This window comes from Spirosoma sp. SC4-14, assembly GCF_037201965.1.
In the GTDB taxonomy this organism is placed as follows: Bacteria; Bacteroidota; Bacteroidia; order Cytophagales; family Spirosomataceae; genus Spirosoma.
The window spans coordinates 12,044-35,644 of record NZ_CP147519.1 but is presented as its reverse complement, the minus strand read 5'-3'; the positions used below and the strand labels follow the sequence as shown (position 1 = coordinate 35,644).

At 46.8% G+C, this 23,601-nt stretch carries 18 protein-coding genes and 1 pseudogene; 14 read left to right on the top strand and 5 right to left on the bottom strand.

The features are described 5' to 3' along the window. Nucleotides 1-85: 85 nt before the first annotated feature. The 10 genes and pseudogenes from WBJ53_RS32250 to WBJ53_RS32205 form a co-directional block, all read left to right on the top strand. Nucleotides 86-1,054, top strand: a complete 969-nt coding sequence (locus tag WBJ53_RS32250) for a sugar phosphate isomerase/epimerase family protein (protein WP_338877416.1) — start codon at nucleotides 86-88, stop codon at nucleotides 1,052-1,054. Between the two features lie 96 nt (nucleotides 1,055-1,150). After that, nucleotides 1,151-2,191, top strand: a complete 1,041-nt coding sequence (locus WBJ53_RS32245) for a Gfo/Idh/MocA family oxidoreductase (protein WP_338877415.1) — start codon at nucleotides 1,151-1,153, stop codon at nucleotides 2,189-2,191. A 52-nt stretch (nucleotides 2,192-2,243) separates the two neighbouring features. Beyond that, nucleotides 2,244-3,518 carry an MFS transporter gene (locus WBJ53_RS32240; protein ID WP_338877414.1) on the top strand — a complete coding sequence of 425 codons (1,275 nt, stop codon included), beginning with the start codon at nucleotides 2,244-2,246 and terminating at the stop codon, nucleotides 3,516-3,518. Between the two features lie 81 nt (nucleotides 3,519-3,599). Continuing rightward, nucleotides 3,600-4,559: an IS3 family transposase gene (locus WBJ53_RS32235; protein ID WP_338877413.1), complete on the top strand. Its 960-nt coding sequence runs from the start codon at nucleotides 3,600-3,602 to the stop codon at nucleotides 4,557-4,559. Between the two features lie 7 nt (nucleotides 4,560-4,566). Next, nucleotides 4,567-4,806: an integrase core domain-containing protein gene (locus tag WBJ53_RS32230; protein WP_338877412.1), complete on the top strand. Its 240-nt coding sequence runs from the start codon at nucleotides 4,567-4,569 to the stop codon at nucleotides 4,804-4,806. A gap of 801 nt (nucleotides 4,807-5,607) precedes the next feature. Further along, nucleotides 5,608-6,018, top strand: coding sequence for an antitoxin Xre/MbcA/ParS toxin-binding domain-containing protein (locus WBJ53_RS32225; RefSeq protein WP_338877411.1), 411 nt, complete (start codon nucleotides 5,608-5,610; stop codon nucleotides 6,016-6,018). 17 nt (nucleotides 6,019-6,035) lie between these two features. Beyond that, the gene (locus WBJ53_RS32220) at nucleotides 6,036-6,512 is read left to right on the top strand and encodes an RES family NAD+ phosphorylase (RefSeq protein WP_338877410.1); all 477 of its coding nucleotides are present in this window, start codon (nucleotides 6,036-6,038) and stop codon (nucleotides 6,510-6,512) included. 551 nt (nucleotides 6,513-7,063) lie between these two features. Continuing rightward, nucleotides 7,064-7,663 (top strand): hypothetical protein, encoded by a 600-nt coding sequence (locus WBJ53_RS32215; RefSeq protein WP_338877409.1) that lies wholly within the window; start codon nucleotides 7,064-7,066, stop codon nucleotides 7,661-7,663. 28 nt (nucleotides 7,664-7,691) lie between these two features. Then, nucleotides 7,692-7,868, top strand: a complete 177-nt coding sequence (locus WBJ53_RS32210; protein ID WP_338877408.1) for a hypothetical protein — start codon at nucleotides 7,692-7,694, stop codon at nucleotides 7,866-7,868. 447 nt (nucleotides 7,869-8,315) lie between these two features. Next, nucleotides 8,316-8,408 (top strand): annotated as a pseudogene (locus WBJ53_RS32205) (IS5/IS1182 family transposase); the annotation flags it as partial. Between the two features lie 332 nt (nucleotides 8,409-8,740). Here WBJ53_RS32205 and WBJ53_RS32200 read toward each other — a convergent pair. Next, on the bottom strand, nucleotides 8,741-10,060 hold the full coding sequence (locus WBJ53_RS32200; protein ID WP_338877407.1) for an NAD(P)/FAD-dependent oxidoreductase: 1,320 nt from the start codon (nucleotides 10,058-10,060) through the stop codon (nucleotides 8,741-8,743). Nucleotides 10,061-10,101: 41 nt separating this feature from the next. Then, nucleotides 10,102-10,800, bottom strand: a complete 699-nt coding sequence (locus WBJ53_RS32195) for an SDR family NAD(P)-dependent oxidoreductase (protein WP_338877405.1) — start codon at nucleotides 10,798-10,800, stop codon at nucleotides 10,102-10,104. A gap of 620 nt (nucleotides 10,801-11,420) precedes the next feature. On the opposite strand from WBJ53_RS32195, the gene WBJ53_RS32190 reads away from it, so the two are divergent. After that, nucleotides 11,421-13,487 (top strand): sigma 54-interacting transcriptional regulator, encoded by a 2,067-nt coding sequence (locus tag WBJ53_RS32190; protein WP_338877404.1) that lies wholly within the window; start codon nucleotides 11,421-11,423, stop codon nucleotides 13,485-13,487. 37 nt (nucleotides 13,488-13,524) lie between these two features. Here the strand turns inward: WBJ53_RS32190 and WBJ53_RS32185 are convergent, their stop codons facing one another. After that, on the bottom strand, nucleotides 13,525-14,103 hold the full coding sequence (locus WBJ53_RS32185) for a thioredoxin domain-containing protein (RefSeq protein ID WP_338877403.1): 579 nt from the start codon (nucleotides 14,101-14,103) through the stop codon (nucleotides 13,525-13,527). Nucleotides 14,104-14,353: 250 nt separating this feature from the next. Then, nucleotides 14,354-14,635, bottom strand: a complete 282-nt coding sequence (locus WBJ53_RS32180; protein WP_338877402.1) for a hypothetical protein — start codon at nucleotides 14,633-14,635, stop codon at nucleotides 14,354-14,356. 550 nt (nucleotides 14,636-15,185) lie between these two features. On the opposite strand from WBJ53_RS32180, the gene WBJ53_RS32175 reads away from it, so the two are divergent. The 3 genes from WBJ53_RS32175 to WBJ53_RS32165 all read left to right on the top strand — a co-directional run bounded on the left by WBJ53_RS32175 (nucleotide 15,186) and on the right by WBJ53_RS32165 (nucleotide 22,172). After that, complete coding sequence (locus WBJ53_RS32175) at nucleotides 15,186-17,384, top strand: sensor histidine kinase (RefSeq protein WP_338877401.1); 2,199 nt, start codon at nucleotides 15,186-15,188, stop codon at nucleotides 17,382-17,384. Nucleotides 17,385-17,510: 126 nt separating this feature from the next. After that, nucleotides 17,511-19,844 (top strand): histidine kinase dimerization/phosphoacceptor domain -containing protein, encoded by a 2,334-nt coding sequence (locus WBJ53_RS32170; RefSeq protein WP_338877400.1) that lies wholly within the window; start codon nucleotides 17,511-17,513, stop codon nucleotides 19,842-19,844. A 60-nt stretch (nucleotides 19,845-19,904) separates the two neighbouring features. Next, nucleotides 19,905-22,172, top strand: coding sequence for a histidine kinase dimerization/phosphoacceptor domain -containing protein (locus WBJ53_RS32165; protein ID WP_338877399.1), 2,268 nt, complete (start codon nucleotides 19,905-19,907; stop codon nucleotides 22,170-22,172). Between the two features lie 35 nt (nucleotides 22,173-22,207). Here WBJ53_RS32165 and WBJ53_RS32160 read toward each other — a convergent pair whose 3' ends face one another. Continuing rightward, nucleotides 22,208-23,593: an aldehyde dehydrogenase family protein gene (locus WBJ53_RS32160; RefSeq protein ID WP_338877398.1), complete on the bottom strand. Its 1,386-nt coding sequence runs from the start codon at nucleotides 23,591-23,593 to the stop codon at nucleotides 22,208-22,210. Between the last annotated feature and the right edge of the window lie 8 nt (nucleotides 23,594-23,601).

Genomic DNA, 23,601 nt, shown 5'->3' with positions numbered 1-23,601 from the left:
ACGCCAACTACCCAATCCATCTTTAACTATCCTTGGCATAATCACTCAATTAACTTAGTATAACCAATTTTTAACCAGATCAATCATGACGATTCAGATTTTCAATAACCATAAAACGAATACGCTTTGGCTCACGACATTGAGCATTCTGCTGCTGATGAGTACTACGTTCACAATTGCCTTGGCACAAGGGTCTGAGAAGGAAAACTATCCGGCGCACATCAAACTAGCCCTGAATGCCTATTCGTTCAACGACATGTTAACGGGCAACCGCCAGAAAGACAACAAACCCACCTTGACCTTACCAGAGCTTCTTGACTGGTGTGCCACCCAAAATATTGAGGCCGTTGACCTTACGGGCTATTATTTTCCCGGTTATCCGGGCGTACCCACCGATGAGTACATCTATGAACTCAAACGCAAAGCCTTTAAACTGGGTATTGATATCAGCGGTACAGGAATCAAAAATAATTTTGCCTCCCCCGATCCGGCAGTCCGGGCAGCCGATGTGAAACGGGCAAAAGAATGGATCATTGTAGCATCTAAATTAGGCGCACCCGTTCTGCGGCTATTTGCGGGTGAAATCCCAAAAGGGTACGAAAATAAATGGGATGAAGTGGCCGGTTGGATGATCGACTGTTACAAAGAGTGTGCGGCTTTTGGCGCCCAACATGGCGTAATCATTGGCATTCAGAATCATGGAGACATGCTTCAAACTGCGGATCAGTGCATAAAAGTAGTCAAGGCGGTTAATTCCAAATGGGCTGGCCTCATTCTCGATACGGGCAATTTCAAGGTTAAAGATCCGTATGTTGATATTGAAGCGGTGATCCCTTACACGGTAAACTGGCAGGTGAAAGAAAGTGTATTTGGTATTGGCAGCGACGTGGCGACCGACGTGCCCCGACTGATGAAGATCCTGAAGAAAAGTGGCTATCGGGGCTATATCCCCATCGAAACACTTTACGTAAAGAATAAGCCCTACGATCCTTATGGGTTAGTGCCAGCCTTATTGCACGAATTGAAAGTGGCCCAGGATTCTGAATTTAAATAACCTCACTTAAACCACCACTATACATACCGCAGCTCACCACCCAACAGTTGCGGTATGTATAATCTGGTATTATTAGCCAATTAAGGTGTATTTAGCATGTTTTATAAAAAAATTGGCGTCGGGCTGGTGGGTTTTGGGTTGTCTGGCCGTTATTTCCATACCCCTTTTTTATTGGCTCACCCTGGTTTTTTACTAAAAAAAGTGGTCACAAGCCGTTCAGATGATGTGGTGGCCTTCAACCCCTCAATTGAAACGGTTTTCACTGTCGAGGAACTGCTGGTTGACGATTCAATAGATCTTGTTTTCATCTGTTCCCCCAATGAAACCCATTTTCAATATGCGCGGGCTGCATTGGAAAGCAACAAACATGTTGTTGTCGAAAAGCCATTTGCCCTCAATGAGCAGGAAACTGATTTACTTTTATCGCTTGCGAAAAAAATGGGTCTGGTAGCCACGGCTTTTCAGAATCGGCGCTGGGATGCCGACTTTCTAACGATCAAACAACTTATAGCGACGAATAAACTAGGGGAAATTCTTGAGTACGAGGCCAGGTATGATCGCTTTAGCCCGGTTATTAACCATAGTCTATCGTGGAAAGAGTCCCCGAATGAAGGACATGGTAGTCTGTATAATCTGGGACCACATTTGATCGACCAGGCTTTACAGCTTTTTGGTCAGCCACAAACCGTTTTTGCTGATACTCGAATCATGCGGCCCCATAGTCGGGTTGTAGACTGGTTTACGATCCTTTTAGGGTATACCAGTAAGCAGATCACGTTAAAATCCAGTTTGATGGCGCGCCACAACCATCTTCGCTTTATCCTTCATGGAACAAAGGGGTCTTTTACTAAAAGCGGACTGGACGTTCAAGAAGAACAGCTTCGACAGAGCCAATTACCTAACACCCCTCACTGGGGCTATGAACCAGCAGCGAACTGGGGCTTGCTTACTCGCGAAAGTCAATCGGAATTGATTGAAAGTGAGCCCGGTAATTACTCACCCTTCTATTCAGGACTTTATGAGGCTATTGTCAACGGAGCCGACCCCATCGTGAAACCTCACGAAATCCAGCAAATAGCCCATATTATTTCCCTAGTCAACCAAAGCGCCAGCGAAGGCCGAAGCCTAACCTACTGATTGACCAATTGCTCTGCCAATAGCTGTTCAACCCTAATGAATTTCCTTTACAATGCCTAGACTCCCAACGAATTACCGGTGGCAGGTTATCGCTTTACTCTTTGTCGCAACAACCATTAATTACCTGGATCGACAAGTTATCAGCCTGCTTAAGCCTACGCTGGAGCGAGTTTTTGCTTGGACAGAAACCGATTATAGCCACATTGTTATGGCCTTTCAGGGTGCTTACGCCCTCAGTTTCGTTGCTTTTGGATGGGGAATCGACCGAATTGGGTCAAAAATTGGCTATTCGCTGTCGGTCACCATTTGGAGTATTGCGGCTATGCTTCATGCTGTTGCAAGCAGTACATTTAGTTTCGGTATTATCCGGGCGTTATTAGGCTTGGGCGAAGGGGGAAATTTCCCAGCCTCTATAAAAACGGTTACCGAGTGGTTCCCCCAAAAAGAGCGGGCGCTTGCAACGGGTATTTTTAATTCAGGCACCAACATCGGAGCCGTTGTTGCTCCCATACTGGTGCCCTGGATTTTGGACGTATTTGGCTGGCAGGCTGCGTTTCTTCTCACGGGTGTCATTGGCTTTATCTGGCTTATTTTCTGGTGGATCTATTACGAAAGTCCCAAACGTGACAAGAAAATATCCGCTCAGGAATTAGCTTATGTGAGCGAACAATCTTTATCTGAACCTGACGAAACGGTTAATTGGACTGATTTATTGAAACACCGTCAGACCTGGGCATTTATTCTGGGAAAGCTCTTCACCGATCCGGTATGGTGGTTTTTCCTGTTCTGGCTGCCTTCATTTCTAGCATCCACTTTTCAGATAAACCTCACCAGGCCCAGTGTGCCATTAATTGTCATCTATTCATCGGCTACCATTGGCAGTGTAGGAGGTGGCTATATCTCGGGTTTTTTTTTGCAAAAAGGATGGTCGGTAAACGCATCAAGGAAAACAACCATGTTAATTTTTGCAATATGCGTTTTCCCCATCATGGCCATTCAATTTGCTACTTCCCTTTGGGTCGTAATTGGTTTGCTAAGTCTGGCCGTGGCAGCTCACCAGGCCTGGAGTGCCAATCTGTTTACCCTGGTATCGGATCTATTTCCCAAGAAAGCAGTGAGTTCAGTAGTAGGTATTGGCGGTATGGCGGGCTCGATAGGTGGCTTATTATTTCCCATACTTGTTGGTTACCTGCTGGATATGTACAAGACATTGGGTAGTATTAGCACAGGTTATAATTTACTATTTGTAGTTTGTGGCATTGCCTATCTAATTGCTCTGGCGAGTATTCACCTACTAGCTCCGTCCCTTAAACAAACGACAATTTAAAGTTCCTATTCCTGACACTAAAAACGAGCACTGAGATGGTCCAATAAATCGGCACAGTGAACTTGCTTAACTTGCGAGAACATGCAGCCTAAAAACAAACCTCTAAAACGCCGTAAATACGACGCAACTTTTAAAGCCGACGTGATGAAAATGATTGCTCATGGCCAGAGCGTGGCCTATGTGGGACAGGCACTAGGCATCAGTGAAGTGCTCATCTACAAATGGAAACAGCGAAACAAAGGGGAAGAAAAACACCACTTTTCGAGCCAAACTTCGGATGTGCTGATTGAGAATCAGCGCTTGCTACAACGGGTCAGTCAACTAGAAGTGGATCGGACGGCCGAAGCCGCGCGAGATCCTAAAAAAAGCTTTAAGCATTGTCAGCCAACAGACTTAAAGCAACGCTATGAATTGGTTAAAAGCCTAGCTGAGCAATTTAAAGTAGAGACTCTGTGCTTGGTGTTGGAAATTAGTCGTACGGCTTATTATCGGTACGTGCGGGGCGATAGCTACCAACGAACACCCCAACAAGCTGAGCATCAAAACTTAGTCGAGCAGGTCTTTGGTAAGCACAAACGACGCTATGGCAGTCGACGCATTACAGCAGAGTTACAAGAAAAGGGGCATATACTGGGCCGTCATCAAGTAAGAACGCTGATGAAAGATGCTGGTTTACAGGCTATTCAGCCTAAGTCATTTATACCCCGAACGACGGATAGCACCCATGGTAGAGGTTATTGGCCGAACTTATTACTAGGTCAGCCATTGCCCAAGGCTCCCAATTTGGTTTGGGTCAGCGACATTACCTATCTGCCTTTAATCAATGGTGATTGGGCCTACTTAGCAACTTGGATGGACCTTTTTTCGTGTAGAATAGTAGGTTGGCAAATGGGGGAAACGATGGAAGATGAACTGGTTATATTGCCGCTACGTCGTGCCTTAATTGCGTCAACCTGCTGTGGGGCTGATTATCCATTCGGATCGAGGTGGTCAATATGTATCAACGGAGCTAAAAGAGTTAATTCGATTGTGGCATATTAGGCCTAGCATGAGCCGGGCCGACGATCCCTACGACAATGCCTTTGCGGAGTCGCTGTGGAGCCGCCTGAAGGCGGAATTACTGGAAGGCGGAGCATTTCTTAGCATTGAGGATGCACATACAGAGATCTTCGACTACATTGAAGCCTATTATAATAGGGTGAGAAAGCATTCGTCGCTGGGTTACCGAAGCCCTGAACAATTTGAACAGGAATATTATACAAATCTGACAAATTCAGTGTGCCGCTAAACCGGACCACCTCACACTGCTTTCTCGATTAGCAACCTATAGAGAATGCAGTCTTTATCTGAAACATACCGACCAACGTGCCATGCACCAATACTTAATCACTTTTCTCCCGTATGAACGTATAAAGCACGAAAAGAATACCGTGTAGAGTCAACGTCGACCATTTCTCGAATCCCAACAATTCGCAGAATTATAAACCTCGACAATAGTGCGACAGAACCAATAGAATTTCCAACTTGTCTTCATTTATAATAAGGAGTACTCTCCACCTACCAAATCAATGGAGGCCAACGGATAGTGCCATTTATCCATGTACACATTACCCGGTAAGAAGCTGTTATTTGATGAACCGCTTATTCACCTGGTTATAGTGGGGTGAACTGTTATAATCGTATGTTCACTTCAGCGCGCCAATACGCGAAGCCGGGTGGTTGTTAATATTCCGGGAAAATGTTTCAGGTTACTGGAATGTTGACAACTACCCTACTCACTAGTAGCGAGAAAGTTGTTACTGTTTAATGAGCTCACTCCTTTTTCAACTGCACAATCGGATGATTTGCGGACGGGTCAGGATCGCAATCGTTCAATAAAAGGTAATTCGCTACTATTGAGTGAATGATATAAATTATTGTAAATCAATGGATTACATCAAAATATAATATCTTTTGAGATCGTCCATGAATACCTCAGATTATGACTGAAGTAAAATCTTTTGCCCATTACGCCAGTACCTATAAGTTGTAAAATTGAACGACTCTTGGCATATTGCAGTTGTAGTAATGAAAAAAGGCACTGCTTCCTATGGCGTTCGCAACACTTCCTCCACAAACGGCGGTCTACACTCCTTACACAGTCATAGATAAATCCCGCCAGGGCATGCTTCGTTCAGAAGCCGATCAGGTAGCCCAGTTAACCGGGTTGACCGATGTGGAACTAGCCCGCATTCTAAACATGTCGGTTCGCAACCTCCATCGGCTCAAAGCTGACGATAAACTGGCCCGGGATGCGTCCGAGCGGTTGCTGTTACTAACCAATCTGTTAAAACATGGGCTGGATGTCTTCGATGAGGATGCCCAGACGCTGGCCGAATGGCTTCGCTCCCCCATTCGTGAACTCAATACTCAATCTCCCTTGTCGCTGCTCGACACAACGACCGGGTTTGGCCTGGTGGATGATGTGCTGGGACGTATCGAACACGGTATTGTTGGCTAGTTATCGCTGCTCTGTTGATGTTAACCGTTTACCGAACCGTTAAAGCAAAATACGTCCATGAACCTTTGGCCACTGAAGGAGCCCGGCTGTTTGGGGGCCGGTGGAATCCAAAGGGCTATCCTTTACTGTATACTACCTCCTCACCCGCGCTGGCCTTGGTCGAATCGTTAGTACACCAACCTCGGGTCAAGTACGACAAGTTGCCCAAGCTAGTTTTGTTTACCCTACAGGTGCCTGATGACTCGTTAACCACTTGGTCGCTGGAGGACTTGCCCGCTTACTGGAATGAAGAGAGTTATGAACGTACCCAATGGATTTTAGGGGATTGGCTAAACGAGCCCACCACGCTAGTGGCGGCTGTACCCTCGGTAGTGGTACCGATGTCCTACAACTATTTGCTTCATCCATCTCATGCAGCATTTGGCCAAATTCGGGTTCTTCATCAGGAACCTTTTCCCATCGAACGTCGACTCTGGCAGCAGGAAGAGTCCTAATTCAATCAGTAAGCAACCCTGTACATTCTCAGCCAGGAGCGAATTTTACCATGTAACGTATGGTAGGCCATTTGTACAAATCAGTTCATCGATTATCGTCCAAATAAAGGTCGACTATCAACGTTAATTGAACTTTCTGTAAACAGTGGACAAAACCGTTCAGAAAAACCTCCGAATAAAATCAGGACAAGACAAATCCATCTGTGTACAATACTTATCTACAAAATAATGAGCGGATCATCACGATAAATAGCGGCTATATACGGGCCGATCCGCCGAAAATTTTTGGAGTTTACCTGCAGAAATCCAAATTGACTGGAGACTTTCTCATTCGCTTGCCGATAGGTATGAATTAGAGAAAAGCCTTGTAAGCCACGTTTAAGGCTTTTTATTGAAATGGTTCCCGGATTGGTTGACTGGCATGCATATCGCCTGTAGGTTATCTATAGACACTGTCAAAATTACCCGAGCAGTTTGAAACAAAAACTCTACAAAGCTGCTATGGCGTAACAATTTGCGACAGTGTATACCTATACAAAAACTGACTCTATATGGCCTTTTCAACACTTCGCTCGGCTCATCAATCCTGGTGGCTGCTTTACCTACGCTCAGCTCTTTTCGCAGGGATTGGCGTACAACTTTTTTTTTCCGGGAATCAACACCCCTTCGTGCTGATTTCATTAAGTGCGCAGATGATAGTAGCCGGGTGGCTGGCAATTCGTTATCGGCAGATTAATCAAAAAAGGGCCACAAACTGGTTTTTGACCGCAGGTCTGCTGGACATTCTGGCTGGTCTTACCTTACTGTTTTTTCTATACCAACCGAATCAAGGCATTGAGTTAACGTTGAGTGCCTGGGGTATTTTGGTAGGACTTATCCAATCTGTAGAAGCCATCTACGTATTTATTGGTCTCCAGACATCTGGGAAAAACAGGGATAATTCAAGTACGCTTATTCACTTACTTAACGTACTCATTTATGGGGGTATCGCCTTTATTCTCTTGCTTCAGCCCCTAGGTGAGGATTCCATGCAATTCGCAGGCTGGTTTTTTATTACCTTAAGTATTGCTTTATTATTTCTGACGCTCCGGTTGCAAGTGGATGAAGAGGCAGATCTGGCCAGAAAGGATGCGCTATTAAAGGAAGAATAGCTTTTTGCACGATCTCTCAACTTGCTTTATGAAAACCCTGTCGACTACTACCCCCGTATTAATTGTTGATGACGATGAAGATGATCGCTGGTTAATGGGACAGGCGTTTAAGGTAGCCTGTCCTCAACTCACGCCCATGTTTGCCAAAGATGGTGAAGAGGCTGTGGACAGTTTGCAGGTATTGCCCTTCCGGTATTTATTCTAACTGATTTGAATATACCTAGACTGAATGGGGCAGAGCTGGTGGAACAGTTACGGATTCATCCCTTTTACCGAACTATCCCCGTCATCATTTGCTCTACCTCTGTTTCTGACGATGATCGACAGAAGTGCTACTTAGCAGGTGCTAATGCTTTCGTAACTAAGCCTCATCAGTTTGCCGATTTGATCGAACTAGTCAGGTGTTTACTAACTGTCTGGATATAAAAAGTTGAATAGATTACAAACTAACCCGTTTTTCAGATTGGATTGCCAAAATTAAAAAAGCGGTTTGAACCCTAAGGACAAACTGATTTACATGTAAATGTTGCTTTGTAATTTACTCTATTGATTTTATAGCCGCTTGTAAGCAGGAAGAAATCATTGCTAACCTGAAAGAAAATCCCAGAACTCAGCTAACTCATGGCTTCCCATTTATGAAGGCGGTAGGCATGTCTTCGATGATCAACTTTATGCTGATCGTTCGGTTATTGAGCCTGCTAATGCTTGGCTGGATAGATTCAAAACCCTGTTAGTGCGGTTTGAATTTTCGCGGGGCAAGCTTAATCCCTTTCCTCATAAGTAACCAAGTGAGCAACTAAGCCCGTAAGCCTGCTGACTGAGCAACACAGCCGAATCAGTAGTCGCTTTATCTGGCCTAAAAAACCAGAAATTGACCCAGGTCAAGCAGTATTTTCACTCGATTGGTATCGCGCGGGCTAGTTTTCCGCACCTTTTGTAGGCTGTCAAGCATTGTGCTAAATGACTGAGACAGAACTGGTAAACTAAAAAGAATTTCTATGCCTACCAGAATCAATAGCTTCATTATTTCATTAGATAAAATACTAGAAGCAACACTTAGAATAATGCTTTTGATGGTTAAAGGGGAACAGAGGCTCCAGAAACGCTGGTCACGGCTTCAACGGGAGCATTCTGAAATCGGGTAATTAGCCTAGAAGCCCGGCTGTAGCTAAAATAATTGACCGCCCAGTTCAGTACTGTGGACGCTTTGTTGCGAAAGCCAACCAATAACAGCAGATGTACGCCCATCCAGAGTATCCAGGCCAACAACCCCTGCGTGTGCCAGAAGGGTAGTTCAACGACTGCCCGGTTACGGCCAATTACAGCCATTACACCTTTGTTTGCGTAGCGAAACGGTTGAAGTGTTTGTTTGTGGCGTAGTGAAACTAAATTTTTCGCCAGCCATTGCCCTTGCTGGATTGCTGGAGGAGCCAATCCCGGAAGCCCCTGTGGATAATCTGGAAGCACTTGCAGGGCATTATCGCCAATAGCGAATACGTTCTCATAGCCTTCCACCTGATTAAACAGGTTGACACTATACCTATTTCCTTTTCCAACGCTGCCAGGTGATAAGCCCGGAATGAGTACGCCTTCTACCCCGGCCGTCCAGAACAGGGTTTTGGCAGCATGCGTGTCTCCATTACTAAGCGTAACGACCCTGCCATCGTAGGATTTAACGAGGACTTTTAAATGCACCGTTACGCCCATCCGGTTCAGAAACTGATGAGCCTTGCGGGAAGAGTTTTCTCCCATGCTTTTTAATAGGCGGTTGTTTCCCTCAATCAGGTGAATTTTCATGTGCTTAAGGGGTAGTTCGGGGTAGTCTTTGGCCAGTACAATGTCGCGCAGTTCGGCAATGGCACCGGCCAGTTCAACGCCCGTTGGGCCACCACCGGCAATGACAATGTTCAACTGTTCGAGTTGTTGCTGCTCATCGGCTAGTTCCAGCGCCTGTTCACTATTTTCCAGCAGTCGACTCCGTAAGGCCAGGGCATTTCTCACCGTCTTCATAGGCAGAGCGTAACGGGTCAGCTCGTCATTCCGGTAAAAATTGGCTTGTGAGCCGCAGGCCAGCACCAGGTAATCATAGTGCAACGTACCAATGGAGGTGTCCAGTTTATGTTGCTGTGGATCGATCTGAAGAACCTCCGCCATTCGAAAATGAAAATGGGGTTGTCCGGTAAAGATTTCACGAACGGGTTCGGCAATGGCGTCGGGTTCCAGCCCGGCCGTCGCCACCTGATAAAGCAGCGGCAAAAACGTGTGGTAATTATTCCTGTCGAGCAATACCACCTCAAACGCTTTTCCTTTCAGGGACTTCGCCAGTTGTATACCGCCAAACCCACTGCCCACAATGACAACGCGGGGTAAACTGGAATCGGGAATGTTAATCTCCATCAGTACAATAGTTTATGCGTGAATTAAGTACCCGCCAGCAGCTAGGCCCGATTGTATACCTTAAGTATGGGTTCTCGTAAGGCACGGCCCGCCCCAAACAGCATAAAGGCAATCGTGTCGGCCAGGGTTTGCGGATCGACCCATGCCGTAAAGTCGGCATCCGGCATAGCACCACGGTTTGCAGCGGTATCAATAACACTGGGGGCAATGACGGTAGAGACAATAGCATGCTCTTTACCCGACGCATTGATCAGATCCGATAATTCGAACAACAGTGATTTGGATAACGTATAAGCCACCGCTTGCCGACCGAATTGGGCATTTAACGGTTGTCTGGCACCAATGAGTACGAACCGTCCTCCGTTGGACTGGCTACTCATGTGGGCAAAAAGTGGCTGAATGACATGATAAGCTGTTTTGAAATTTACCGTCATCATGCTATCGAGTAAGGCCCCATCCGTCTCCGTCAGTGCCCCCCCCGCATACCCACCCGCCAACAGAATCGCTGCGTCGATAGGACCGTGTTTGTTAATAACCCGTTGAATCAACTTCTGCACCTGGGCTTCATCCGCCAGGTCTGTTTCGTAGGTAAACAGCAAGTCTGAAATGCCATGAATAAGGTTTTGAGGATTGTCGCTATACTGTCGCGTAGCAATAATGAGATGCCCTTCGTTCAGCAGGGTTTGGGTGACCACGCGGCCTAAGCCACCAGAAGCACCGGTTATGAATATAGTAGCCATGTGTACACAGATGCTTTCGGACAGAAACTGTTTAAAATTGAAAGTCCAGCGTCAACAGCTTCCTGATCCGTTTTTATGCCAGTATTATTTTTTGGCCATGAATTTTACAAACAGGCCTTTTCAGGCGATTGAGGGCTATTTACACCGGAAGCAATACACTATATAGGAGCACAAACATCCAAACTAGTCGGACTTTTAGTAGACTACTCCATTATTTCTGGGGTTTACTATAGCTCAAAGGGAGTACACGATCATGGCGGTCAGCAACAAGATTCGCTCCATCTAGGACTGTTTCTATTCGCTGTTCAGTCAATCGCTATTGATCGGATCAAAGGAAACTGGAGAACTCCAGTAAATCTGGGGATTTCTACAGTTGATCTGTAGTTCCATTAAGCCGGTGATTGAGTTTTACGCCTAGTCAAACAGATTGGCAAATTAAATTTAACGTTTAAAAACCCGTATTTGCTGCTACAGGGACTGGGCCTTGGATTGTTTACTTCCTGGAAGCAACTACCCGTAGATAAACTAATTATCTTTACTTACTGTCCTGGTAGGGCGCAATTCTTGTAAGGTCAACAGAAAGGTAGTCTGAATGTACACTTTCTCTATGTTCCTAAACTATGCAGCAACACCTCAACCCTACTCTTTCCTCCACCTCAGCCTGTCAAATTCTGATCGTTGAAGATGAATACATTATCGCCAATGACCTGGAGTTGATTCTGCACGTTGCCGGTTATCCTGTTTTGGGAGTAGCCGATTCGGTGGCCGAAGCCCTGACACTTATTGCGCAGCATAGGCCTGATATGGTCTTGCTCGACATTTATCTGAAAGGAAAAGAAACGGGCATCGACTTAGCCAAACAGCTGGAAGACATGGGCATTCCCTTTATATACATCTCGGCTAATGACAACAAAAGCGTACTGGAACAGGTAAAAGCTACGCAGCCCAGTGGCTACATTGTGAAGCCTTTTCGGGAAAAAGATATATTGACAACGCTGGAAATCAGCCGGTACCGTCACGCGCACAGTGTTGAGATGAGACTAAGGGAGGAAAAAGCGTTGCAAATTGGCCTCACCGATGCTTTATCAGCATCGGAAAGTTGGGAACAGAAACTACTGAACGCGGCCAGATTACTGCAGCCTAACGTCCCATTCGACTTTCTGACGATTCAGTATGAGAAGAACGGTGTCAATCAGAGTTATAACTTCTACCAGATCGGATTTGACGAATATAAAACCCTTACCCTGAACGATCTGCAACCGATGACGGGCTATAGCGCGGACCAACTGCTGGCGATGCAAAGCGGGATGCGCTTTCGGGAACCTGTCTGCTATAATAAAGAAGTCTTCGACGATTTTTGTCAAACCCACCGCTATGGGCAGGTGCTCGCTAAATCATTCCGACTCCAGTCAGGGCTAGTCATGCCGCTGCGGATGAGTGGCAACGACTCGTTTGTGATTCTATTTCTGAGCAGAAAAACCGATGTATATCGTGCGTCGCACCTGACACTACTGGAACGGTTAGAACAGCCAATCGTTCTCATGCTGGAGCGTGTGCTGGCTTTTGAGGAGGTAGCCCGGCTCAGCGAACAGCTCCAGCGCGAAAAGAACTACCTTCAGGAGGAGGTTAAAACGTCGGCCAATTTTGAAGAAATCATTGGTCGTAGCCAGTCGTTACTACGGGTTTTTGAGCAGGTCAATCAGGTTGCATATACCGATACAACGGTGTTGATCCTGGGCGAGAGTGGAACCGGCAAAGAGCTAATTACCAGAGCTATTCACAATCTATCCCCCCGAAAGAGCAAGATCCTGGTCAAAATCAACTGTGCCGCGCTCCCCGCCACACTCATCGAATCGGAACTGTTCGGTCATGAGAAAGGGGCTTTTACTGGAGCTTTCGAGAAACGGATTGGCAAGTTTGAACTGGCCCAGGAGGGTACTATTTTCCTGGATGAGATTGGGGAGTTGCCCCTGGAGCTACAGGCCAAGCTTTTACGGGTTTTGCAGGAAAAGGAAATAGAACGAATCGGTGGCAAAACGCCTATTAAAACTGATGTGCGGATCATTGCTGCAACAAACCGTAATCTGGAAAAAGAAGTAGCCGAAGGGCGCTTCCGGATGGATCTTTATTTTCGGCTCGCCACCTTTCCCATCACCTTACCGGCTCTACGCGAACGAGCAGGGGATATTCCGTTACTGGCTCACTTTTTCGCCCAGAAATCAGCCCGGAAAATGGGGAAACCCTTTCGCGGGATCAATCCTCAGGTACTCGCTGAACTGGTCAACTACGCCTGGCCGGGCAACATTCGGGAACTGGAAAACGTCATGGAGCAGGCCGTAATTCTTAATGATGGGCAGACACCCCTCGAATTAGGTCGGCCTTTAGTAAGTAATCTATTTCTATTCAGTAGACCTACCTTACCCCCGGAGAATGACAGTCGTGATTCCAGTCAATCGACTAGCTCTCCTCCAAAAGACCTGAATGACATAAAACAGATTCAGCAGCAGACGGAACGTGACTATATTCTGGCGGTGCTCAAGCGCACCAATGGTCGCATCCGGGGCAGTAATGGGGCGGCTGAACTACTCAACCTGAAACCAACAACGCTTGAATACCGGATGGATAAACTGGGCATTCGCAAAACACTTTCCGTTGAGCCTAAAGCTTCCCATACTGATCCTGATTGAAGGATTCACCGTAAACTATTGTCAATTTTTTACGGATTCATTCACCCCGTCCCCAGTAGATCATGCCGTTGGCAATATCCACTTTAGAAAGCACGGGTTGAGCGTACTGACTTACCTGAGCGTGAACAATTGGCGCTAAACGGGACTGTGTTAGCTTTCCGTAAAACCGTTGTCCACCAACGAAAAACGTAGGCGTTGTCATGACGCCGAGCTGCTGTCCTTCGCATCGGTCTGCTTCAATTCGATGATGCAGTTCTTCACCATCTAAATCGGCCAGAAACTGATGGTAGTGCAATCCAAGATGAATAGCAAGAATAGAGACTGTGGAACGAGTAATAGTCGGTTGGGCAAACAAGGCCTCATACATGGACCAGAATTGCCCCTGCCGACGCGCAGCTTCAGCGGCAACCGCAGCCATTACGGAGGCCTCGCATCGCTCGTTGGGGAAGTGGCGATAGGTATACCGAACCCGACCATCGAACGCAGTTAGTATAGAAGCGAGTAAAGGTCGACTCCGGCGGCAGTGGGCGCAGGTAAAGTCGCCATACTCGGTCAGCTCGACCGTAGGTGTCGGATGACCCATGTCGGCAAGGAAATTGTTTGTTATCGAATCCATAAACGCCAAAAAAGAGAATGGTTGATCAAAAACGAAGTTTCTATGTAGAAGGCTAAGCGTCAGTTAAGCGAATGTAAAGCAACGTAAGTAGGGAAACCGGTCGTACACCGGAACCAAATCAGGTGCGTATTCACCTCGCCCATATAGTAATACGCACTAACGATTTGTCCACTTTGAATCCGGTAGAAATGGGTAAATGGAGCGCTATACCAAAACCCATTCTTTTCTCGCTGAAACTGGTAGTTGCCGATTACGATGCCACCAATTTGAGAACCAATGACTTCACTGACAACTTCGTGCCATTCCGGGTAGGCGCTGTTAATTTGCCGCTGGTAGTGTCCGAAAAATCCCGCCCCTGATGATTACCGGGGCAGACATGCCCATCGGCCAATTTCCAGGTGCAGTTGGGGTGAATAAAAGCAGGGGGCGATGTTCGAATCCATACGTTGAGCAAACGAACGTGAAGCACCTCAATTAGGATAGTCATAGACGGCCCAATGAGCCAGCGAAAGAAGATAACAAGCCGTTTCATGGAGATTGGATTGGGTTGAAATACAGGACGATTCCTGCATAAAGCGGGTCAACTCCTGTGCCACGAAACCGCCATTGATTCTACGTGGTAGAAAACAGCCAACGAAAGGCCTAGAGCGTGATATATCTCATAAAAGTCTGACCTGTAGACTTAAATTAGTCTGGGGAAACTCCAAAAGAATACGCGCATTTACCCTATAACTCCAATTTTTTTAGAGTTCGCGATCCTGGGGAAACAGGTAAGCAGGTCTTTTTGGTCCGACTAAAGGCATCCCAATTCGGAGCCATTTTTGTAGAGTGAATAGTAAGCGTTTATAGACGTCGGCGGTCATAAGTAACTGCTCACACGCCAAGTGCATTGAAGCCAATTGATCATGATAGAGTCAGTAATCTTTTTCTCGTTTAGTCAATCATTAGTAAGGTCGATTGGCTCAGCACGATCACTCCTGTTTATTTATTGGGTATCTCCGTTTATACGGGTAAACGTTTGCCTGTTTTTTGGTTTGCTTTTGGGTGCTCTACCCACCCAGGGACAAAACATAAACCGGAAGATGGCGAATCAACTGCTGGTTCAGTTAGCCCAAAGCAAGGCAGATACCAACCGAATAAGAATCCTGTTCGAGCTGGGCAAGTATCAGCTTTTTAAACCGGGCAATGTGCCTGAGGATCTGGACAGCAGTCTGTCCTACCTGAACCGAGCCAAGCACCTAAGCGATTCGTTGCACCAGTTGACGTGGCAGCATGAAATAGACGCGGTACGAGTGGCTAATTATCTGGAGGCAGCCAACAGCCAACAAGCATATGCGCTATTTGACCGGTTGATCGCTGATTGCCGACGAACGGGTGATCGGGCATCCGAAGCCAACGCCCGTTTTCGCCTGGGCTACTGTATTTCCTTTACTACCAAGAAGTATCCCGAGATTTTTGATAATTACAACCAGGCCATCGCCATCTACCGGTCGCTTCATAACCAGAAACAGGAACTGCTGATCATGCACGAAATGGCGGGCTTGCATACGAATCTGGGACAGTTGGATTTGGCTGAGCGGGAGTTCCAGACGATCCTAAGACGCTACAAAGCCATCGGCTATCCAAAACTTCATTACACCTACAACTGGTTATCGACCATTAGCCGTCTGAAAGGTGATTTCAATAAAAGCCTTTTTTACTCGCTGCAATGTATTGAGAGCATGAACCACACGGGCGATACGGTATCGGCAGCCAGTTTTTACGGCAATCTGGCTCAGATGTATTTTGAGTTGGGCAGGTATCGTCAAAGCAACGAATGGTACCGGAAAACGCTGGTTAAATGGCGGCAGGAAGGGTTACCAAATTACGGCATGTACAGTGCGGCCAACATTATTGTCCGGGATTTAATTGAACAGCATAGGCCAAAGGAAGCGCTTAAACTGATCAACGATCTGGTCACTCAGATTCCAACGATAAATTTCATCCAGAAAGGGTCGGTAGCACAGAGTTTCGCCTATAGCTATGATGCGTTGAAGGATGATAAACTGGCCGAAAAATACTACGTGGAAGCTATGAGGTGGTACATAAAGGCCAATCATGATTTTGAAATGTCGCGAAAGGCCCAGATGGAAGTTGGCCGGTTTTACCTGGAACGTAACCAGTTTAAAAAGGCCAATTTTTATGTGAGGCCTTTATTGGTTGATTCGACAAAGAAAAATTCGCTTTCCCTACTGAAGGATATTCACTTTATACTATTTAAAATCGACTCGGCAACAGGCGATTACAAATCGGCCATTTCTCATTTTCGGCTGCACAAATCGCTGAACGATTCCATATTCAACGAAACGAAAAACAATCAATTCAATCAGTTAGAAGTCCAGTATGAGACGCAAAAGAACAAACAAAATATAGTACTCCTGAAGAAACAGAAAATAGTGCAGGATGGGGAGCTAAAACAGGCCCGAATCGTTCGAAATGGTATTCTGGGCGGGTCAGCCCTCTTACTTTGCCTGTTAGCGCTAAGCTATAATCGGTATCGGCTCAAACAGCGAAGCAATCAGCTTCTGGAAATCAAACAGCATGAGATAAACCAAAAAAATCACACATTGGAGACCCTGCTATCCGAACAACAACAATTACTGACCGAGAAAGAATGGATGCTCAAAGAAATCCACCATAGAGTTAAAAATAACCTCCAGATCATTACCAGTCTGCTTCATTCTCAGGGAGTCTTTCTTAAAGACGAAGCGGCCCAGTCGGCCATTCGGGAAAGCCAGAACCGGGTGCATGCCATGGCCCTGATTCACCAGAAACTGTACCAGTCGGATCGGCTGGCGGCTATTCCGATGACTGGTTACGTAGCTGAGATCGTCGACTATCTAATTAGGTCCTTCGATCGTGAGAATACCATTAGCAAACGAATCAACGTAATGCCTCTCGAACTGGACGTTACACTAGCGGTTCCACTGGGCCTGATTTTGAATGAAGCGGTGACGAACTCCCTCAAATACGCCTTTGTGGCTGGTAATCGGGGGATCATCTGCGTAGAGCTGACCGCACAGGAAAGTCACTACCTGCTGGTGATAAGCGACGATGGTACGGGCCTTCCGGCTGACTTTAACCCGCAGAAAAGCCGAACGCTGGGTATGAGTCTGATGCGTGGGTTGAGTAAGCAGATTGGAGGACGTCTGGAAATCCGTCAGCATGACGGTAAAGGGGTTGACGTACGACTTGAGTTCTCGGAGGAAATTGTTGATAGAGAGCAGCTAACCGCACTATAATCAGCACATTATATGTGTAACAATCTGGCTGATTTGATTGAAATTGCAAAGGAAGACGTAAAAGACTATTCTATATAGTCATTGTTCATGAAACCAGTCGCTACGTTCAATCGCCCGCAATTGTCAATGAGGCTCCCTGAAGTTGTCTCGTCTGATAGAGCTACACTTCTGTTTTTTTTCCGGAGTCGCTTTCGGAGCTATGTGTTAGCGGTTGGCTTACTGTTGACCAGTCTGTCGGGCCAGGGACAGAACATAAATCGACAAATGGTCAATCAATATCTGAAGCAGCTAGCCAGTAACCCAAACGATACCAACCGCATTAACGCTCTGATTGCGTTAGGAAAGTTTCATGTGCTAAAGTACGGTGAAGTTAAACTGGATTTAGACAGCGCAAAAGGGTATCTGGATCAGGCTAAAGCTTTAAGTGCCAGGCTTCATTTGCCTGCCAAACGACACGCGGCCGAGACAATGCTGGTGGTTGCCCACATGGAATTAAGGGATACAACGGTGGGCAAATTGCTTTTTAATGAACTTATCACCGACTGTATCCGAACAAATGACAGGAATGGGCAGGCCGAAGCGCTGACACGATTTGGTGCCTGTTCCGTGTTTACCACCAAGAATTTTCCGGTTGTCGTGGCTTGCTATACGCAGGCGGCTTCAATCTACAGGGCAATCGGAAACTACGAGTCCGAAATTTTGATCCTTCGTGAAATTGCCGCGTTTCATACCAATCAGGGAAAGCTGGATTTGGGCAATAGTGAATTCGTCAATGTGTTGAACCGCTACAAAGCTATTGGCTATCCCAAGCTCCATTATACCTACAGCTGGCTATCGTACATCAACCGATTAAAGGGCAATTACGGCAAAGCCCTGGGCTATTCGTTTCAGTGTCTGGAGAGCATGAACCGAACTCGGGACACCTTGCTTGCGGCCACGTTTTATGGTGATGTGGCCCAGATCTACTGGGAGTTGGGGAAGCAGGAACAGGCCATCAGTTGGTACAAGAAAGCGCTCCAGAAATGGCGGCAGGAAAAACAGGCCGACCTGCCCATGTATAATGTTGCAAGCATTATTGCCCGCGATTTGACAGCCCATCATAAAGCATTGGAAGCCATTCACCTGCTGAAAAAATTAGTCGGAGAAATACCACCGATCAACAAAGTTCAAAAAGGGTGCATCGCGCAAAGTCTGGCCAATTGCTACCAATCCCTGCATCAGTCTGCACTGGCCGAGAGCTACTATCTGGAAGCCATCGACTGGTACGAAAAATCCCATCAGAATACAGAGATGTCGCAGAAAGTTCAGGCAGAAGTCGGTCAGTTTTATCTGGAGCAGCAGGACATTAAAAAGGCGGGGCTCTTCCTGGAAAAAGCATTGGCTTTTATTCCCCAGAAACACGCCTTGTCGACGGTGAAAGACATTCACTACATGCTCTTTAAAGTCGATTCAGCTCAGGGAAAGTATTTGTCCGCCATTCATCATTTCCGGCTTCATAAAACATTGAATGATTCGCTCTTCAGCGAAACCAAGGCGAAGCAGATTGCTCAGTTGGAAATCCAGTATGAGACGAAGGAAAATCAACAGAACATTAGCCTGCTCAGGAAACAAAGCCACTTGCAGGCCACTGAATTAGACCAGGCCCGAACCATCCGAAATACAATCCTGATTTGTTCGATTCTGTTGCTTTGTTTGCTGGGTTTGAGTTATAACCGCTACCGGATCAAGCAGAAAAGCAACCAGCTCCTCGAAGCGAAACAACGTGAGATCAACCAGAAGAACCAGACGCTGGAAACGCTCCTCGCCAGTCAGCAACAACTATTGACCGAGAAAGAATGGATGCTCAAAGAGATTCACCACCGGGTAAAAAATAATCTTCAGATCATTACCAGCCTGCTCCATTCTCAGGGTGTGTATCTGACCGACCAGGCCGCCCAGTCGGCCATCCGGGAAAGTCAGAACCGGGTGCATGCGATGGCCCTGATTCATCAAAAGCTGTACCAGTCCGATCAGCTCACCGCTATTCCCATGGTAGGTTATGTGACAGAGATTGTCGATTACTTGATCCAATCGTTCAACCGAGAAGATACCGTTCGTAAGCAAATTTCTCTGACTCCCGTTGATCTGGATGTGACGCTGGCTGTACCCCTCGGGTTGATTATTAACGAGGTGGTTACCAATTCTCTGAAACATGCCTTTCCATTCAATCAGACGGGTATTGTTGGTGTTGACCTGAAAAGACTGGACAGCCAAACGTACCAGCTTACGGTTAGCGATAATGGTATTGGCCTGCCCGCCTATATCAACCCAAACCGCAGCAGGACGTTAGGCATGAGTCTGATTCGGGGGTTGAGTAAGCAACTGGGTGGTCGTTTACAAATCAATCAGAGCGACGGTGTACAGATAAGCCTGACGTTTACGGAAGAAAAAATAGTGAAAGAAATGGTCGGCAGCGATTAGCCGTTTTCGGGCATACGTTTCTTTTCAACCAATAATTCACACTCAATCCTAGATTCGTTGATGATAACGAGGAAACAGCTTCTTATTCCGAGTATCTGGTGCCTGTTTACGCTACCGGCTCAGGCTCAGTTGTCTGCTCCACAACTCGATAGTGTGCGCCATCAGCTAAACCGAAACCGGAGCGACACAACCCAGGTAAAACTGTTATTGGAATTAGGTAAGTACACGCTTGGTCTGCCCACTCAGACCAAAGCCAATCTGGACAGCACCCTTCTGCTTTTTGAGCAGGCGTTAACCCTCAGCAATCGGCTTGGCGATCAAAAATGGAAAGAGGAAAGTCTATATCTGTTAGGTACCTACTACTTCAGAAAGAACGAGCTGGCACAAGGAAAAGCTTATTTCACTCAGGTGATCAAGGTCTATCAGCAGACTGGCAATAAAGGTCAGGAAGGCAAGGCCTGGTTCAGACTGGGTGCTGGTTTAGTAAAGACAGAAGAGAATTACACGGAGATTTTAACGGCCTATGGGCATGCACTGGCCCTGACGAACCAGGTCGGCGACCGGCAACAGGAAGTTATCATAAGGTCGGCCATAGGAGAGTTGCATGGTATACAGGGTAAGTTAAAGGAGTCCGAACAGGGGTACCTGCGCACCCTGACGATTCAAAAAGCGATCGGCGACAAAAGCATTTACAAAACGTTCTTTGCGCTATCGAATATTGGTTTTTATCGGGGAGATTTACACTCCGCGCTCTTTTACGCCTTGAAAATGGTCAGCAACCTGGAGGCAAACGGGAATAAGAGCCAGCTCGATGAGGCTTATTTCAGGTTGGGGAATGTTTATTTTGAGTTAGGGCAGATTGATAAAAGTATCGAGACGTATAGAAATTCGCTGGCCATCAGCAGGCAAAAAGGCCAGGTGATTGTCGATGCAGCTATGGCGAAAAAGTTAGCCAGAGCTTTGCTCAAACAGGGGAAAGCACAGGAAGCACTGCAATTTTTGACAGCTATTGACCGAAAAAATCTGCCCCTTGTCGTTGATGACAAAATGACAATGGCCGAAAGTTTTGGGGAGTGTTATGCCGCCCTCAAGGAATACAAACGGGCAGAAGCCTATTATTTAGAAAGCATTGAGTGGAGCAAAAAAACCGCGTCCTGGGTAGCCCTAGTTGCCAATATGGGCATCGGGCGATTTTATGTGGCAACGAAGCAGTTTTCCAAAGCCAGTCCCTTTCTCCGGAAACTATTGTCGGCTCCCCAGGGTCAGGTACCCGCCAATATCCTCATGGAAGTGCATTTAATGGCGTTTAAAGTGGATTCTGCGGCCGGTCGTTATGTTGCCGCTATTGCTCAGTATCAGCAGTACAAAGCGTTAAATGACTCCATTTCCAATGCTGTTAAAAGCCGGCAGATCAACGAAATGGAGATTCAGTATGAAACCCAAAAAAAAGAGCAGCAAATTCAGTTATTGACCGAAAAAGAACAGCGCCAGCAAAGCGAATTGAAGCGGGCACAAACAACCCGTTACGGCTTTATCGCTGGTGCTATTCTTTTAGTGAGTCTGCTCGGCGTTAGCTTCAATCGGTTCCGACTCAAACAACATAGTCATCAGCTACTTGAGTCTCAAAAGCAGGAAATCAACCTGAAAAACGATTCTCTCAAGCAAGTACTCATCGAAAAGGATCGCCTTTTGGCGGAGAAAGAGTGGATGTTAAAAGAGATCCACCACCGGGTTAAGAATAACCTACAGATCATCAACAGCTTGCTTCACTCTCAGGGCGTGTATCTGACCGACCATTCGGCCCAGTCGGCCATCCGGGAAAGCCAGAACCGGGTGCATGCCATGGCCCTGATTCACCAGAAGTTGTATCAATCCGATCACCTCGCCAACGTTGAACTCTCAGAGTATATAGAAGAAATTGTAGACTACCTGATCACAAGCTTTGACCGTCAAGATACTATCCAAAAGCAGATTGAAGTAGCCCCTATTGGGTTAGACATAACGCTGGCCGTTCCGCTGGGTCTGATTATAAACGAAGCGGTCACCAACTCATTAAAACACGCTTTCCCCTCAGGACAGAACGGTTTTATCGCCATTACGTTACTAAAGCCTGATAGCAAAACCTACCGGCTTACGATCAGGGATAATGGCATTGGCTTACCTGCCGATCTCAACCCGAACCGAAGTCGAACGCTGGGTATGAGCTTGATCAGGGGACTTAGTAAACAGTTACGGGGCACCCTTCAAATCGACCAAAGCGACGGTGTTCAGATAAGCTTACAATTTACAGCTGATAGAATAGACCGAGGAAGGATTCATTCTGTATAATGAGCTATTTAGTTATAAAGCCATTCCAGTGAATGTTAAAAGGGATACTGCCGGGGTTCGTGCACTACACTGACCCACTGAACGGTGGTCATTTCTTCCAGCATGAAGTCTCCGCCAAAGCGCCCTGTACCCGATGACTTTTCGCCACCAAAAGGCGCATGTACTTCGTCATTGTCTGACTGGTCGTTGATGTGGATCATACCCGTTTCGACTTGCCGGGCCAGCTTCATACCCCGGTATATGTCCCGCGTATGCACAGCACCACTTAGGCCATATTCGGTGGCATTCGCCAGTGCAATGGCTTCTTCATCGGTTTTGAACGGCATGATACTTACCGCAGGACCGAAGATTTCATCCCGGAATATGGGCATATCAACCGTTACGTTCGACAGTACCGTGGGTTGTATGACATTGCCTGCCACCTGATTTCCTGTTTCGACGACAGCCCCCATTTTAACCGACTCGTCAATCATTCCCAGAATGCGCTTAACCGCTTTTCTGTCGATCACTGGTCCGATAACCGTCTGTTTGTCGGCCGGATCGCCATAAGGTAACGTTTGGGTATGGGCTACAAATTTGGTCTTGAACTCTTCGTAGATAGATTCATGAACCAGAATTCGGTTCGTGGCCATGCACACCTGCCCCTGATGCAGAAACTTCCCAAAGATGGCACCCGCAACAGCCTGACCAACATCGGCATCGTTAAGCACAATGAACGCATTGTTACCACCCAGTTCGAGTGCCAACTTCTTAACCGATTCGCCGGCAATTCGACCAATACCTTTCCCAACTGGCGTTGAGCCCGTAAACGAGACAAATTTAGAAAACAGATGACCTGTGAAATAGTCGCCGATCAAATTTGATTTCCCTACCACTACATTGAACACCCCGGCCGGGAACCCCGCTTCTTCTAATAATTTGGCAATGATCGTTCCACCCGTCACCAACGACTCCACCGAGGGCTTTACGACCATCGTGTTGCCAACCGCCAGCGCAGGTGCAATGGTGCGCATGGAGAGGTATAATGGAAAATTCCAGGGACTTATCAGGCTTACCACACCCAATGGCTTTCGGTACACATACGATTCTTTACCATCAATGGTCGACGCCATTGTCCGGCCGTGCATCCGAGTGGGAAACGAGGCCGCTTCTACCAGAATATCATGCGCCTGTTGTACCTCAATAACACCTTTGATGTAGGTACTTCCCGCTTCTTTGGTTAGCCAGTCGATGAACTCATCCTGCCGTTCGGAAATAAGCCGGGCGGCTTTGAGCAGCAAATCCCGGCGATACAGGGGGTTACTGGACGCCCAGGCAGCCGACGCGTTTTTGGCAACCTGAAAAGCGGTGTCTACATCACTGGTGGCGGCTGACGGCAACGAATGGATAACCTCCTCCGTAAATGGATTGAGGTTATCCATTCGTTTCT

Excerpts from the sequence above, each read along its gene's own strand:
- WBJ53_RS32160 (WP_338877398.1), bottom strand. The coding sequence starts at position 23,593 with ATGGATAACCTCAATCCATTTACGGAGGAGGTTATCCATTCGTTGCCG.
- WBJ53_RS32230 (WP_338877412.1), top strand. The coding sequence starts at position 4,567 with ATGAGCCGGGCCGACGATCCCTACGACAATGCCTTTGCGGAGTCGCTG.
- WBJ53_RS32215 (WP_338877409.1), top strand. The coding sequence starts at position 7,064 with ATGGCCTTTTCAACACTTCGCTCGGCTCATCAATCCTGGTGGCTGCTT.
- WBJ53_RS32180 (WP_338877402.1), bottom strand. The coding sequence starts at position 14,635 with ATGAAACGGCTTGTTATCTTCTTTCGCTGGCTCATTGGGCCGTCTATG.
- WBJ53_RS32240 (WP_338877414.1), top strand. The coding sequence starts at position 2,244 with ATGCCTAGACTCCCAACGAATTACCGGTGGCAGGTTATCGCTTTACTC.
- WBJ53_RS32250 (WP_338877416.1), top strand. The coding sequence starts at position 86 with ATGACGATTCAGATTTTCAATAACCATAAAACGAATACGCTTTGGCTC.
- WBJ53_RS32190 (WP_338877404.1), top strand. The coding sequence starts at position 11,421 with ATGCAGCAACACCTCAACCCTACTCTTTCCTCCACCTCAGCCTGTCAA.
- WBJ53_RS32195 (WP_338877405.1), bottom strand. The coding sequence starts at position 10,800 with ATGGCTACTATATTCATAACCGGTGCTTCTGGTGGCTTAGGCCGCGTG.
- WBJ53_RS32165 (WP_338877399.1), top strand. The coding sequence starts at position 19,905 with ATGATAACGAGGAAACAGCTTCTTATTCCGAGTATCTGGTGCCTGTTT.
- WBJ53_RS32220 (WP_338877410.1), top strand. The coding sequence starts at position 6,036 with ATGTTAACCGTTTACCGAACCGTTAAAGCAAAATACGTCCATGAACCT.
- WBJ53_RS32185 (WP_338877403.1), bottom strand. The coding sequence starts at position 14,103 with ATGGATTCGATAACAAACAATTTCCTTGCCGACATGGGTCATCCGACA.
- WBJ53_RS32225 (WP_338877411.1), top strand. The coding sequence starts at position 5,608 with ATGGCGTTCGCAACACTTCCTCCACAAACGGCGGTCTACACTCCTTAC.
- WBJ53_RS32200 (WP_338877407.1), bottom strand. The coding sequence starts at position 10,060 with ATGGAGATTAACATTCCCGATTCCAGTTTACCCCGCGTTGTCATTGTG.
- WBJ53_RS32245 (WP_338877415.1), top strand. The coding sequence starts at position 1,151 with ATGTTTTATAAAAAAATTGGCGTCGGGCTGGTGGGTTTTGGGTTGTCT.
- WBJ53_RS32170 (WP_338877400.1), top strand. The coding sequence starts at position 17,511 with ATGAGGCTCCCTGAAGTTGTCTCGTCTGATAGAGCTACACTTCTGTTT.
- WBJ53_RS32175 (WP_338877401.1), top strand. The coding sequence starts at position 15,186 with ATGGCGAATCAACTGCTGGTTCAGTTAGCCCAAAGCAAGGCAGATACC.
- WBJ53_RS32210 (WP_338877408.1), top strand. The coding sequence starts at position 7,692 with ATGAAAACCCTGTCGACTACTACCCCCGTATTAATTGTTGATGACGAT.
- WBJ53_RS32235 (WP_338877413.1), top strand. The coding sequence starts at position 3,600 with ATGCAGCCTAAAAACAAACCTCTAAAACGCCGTAAATACGACGCAACT.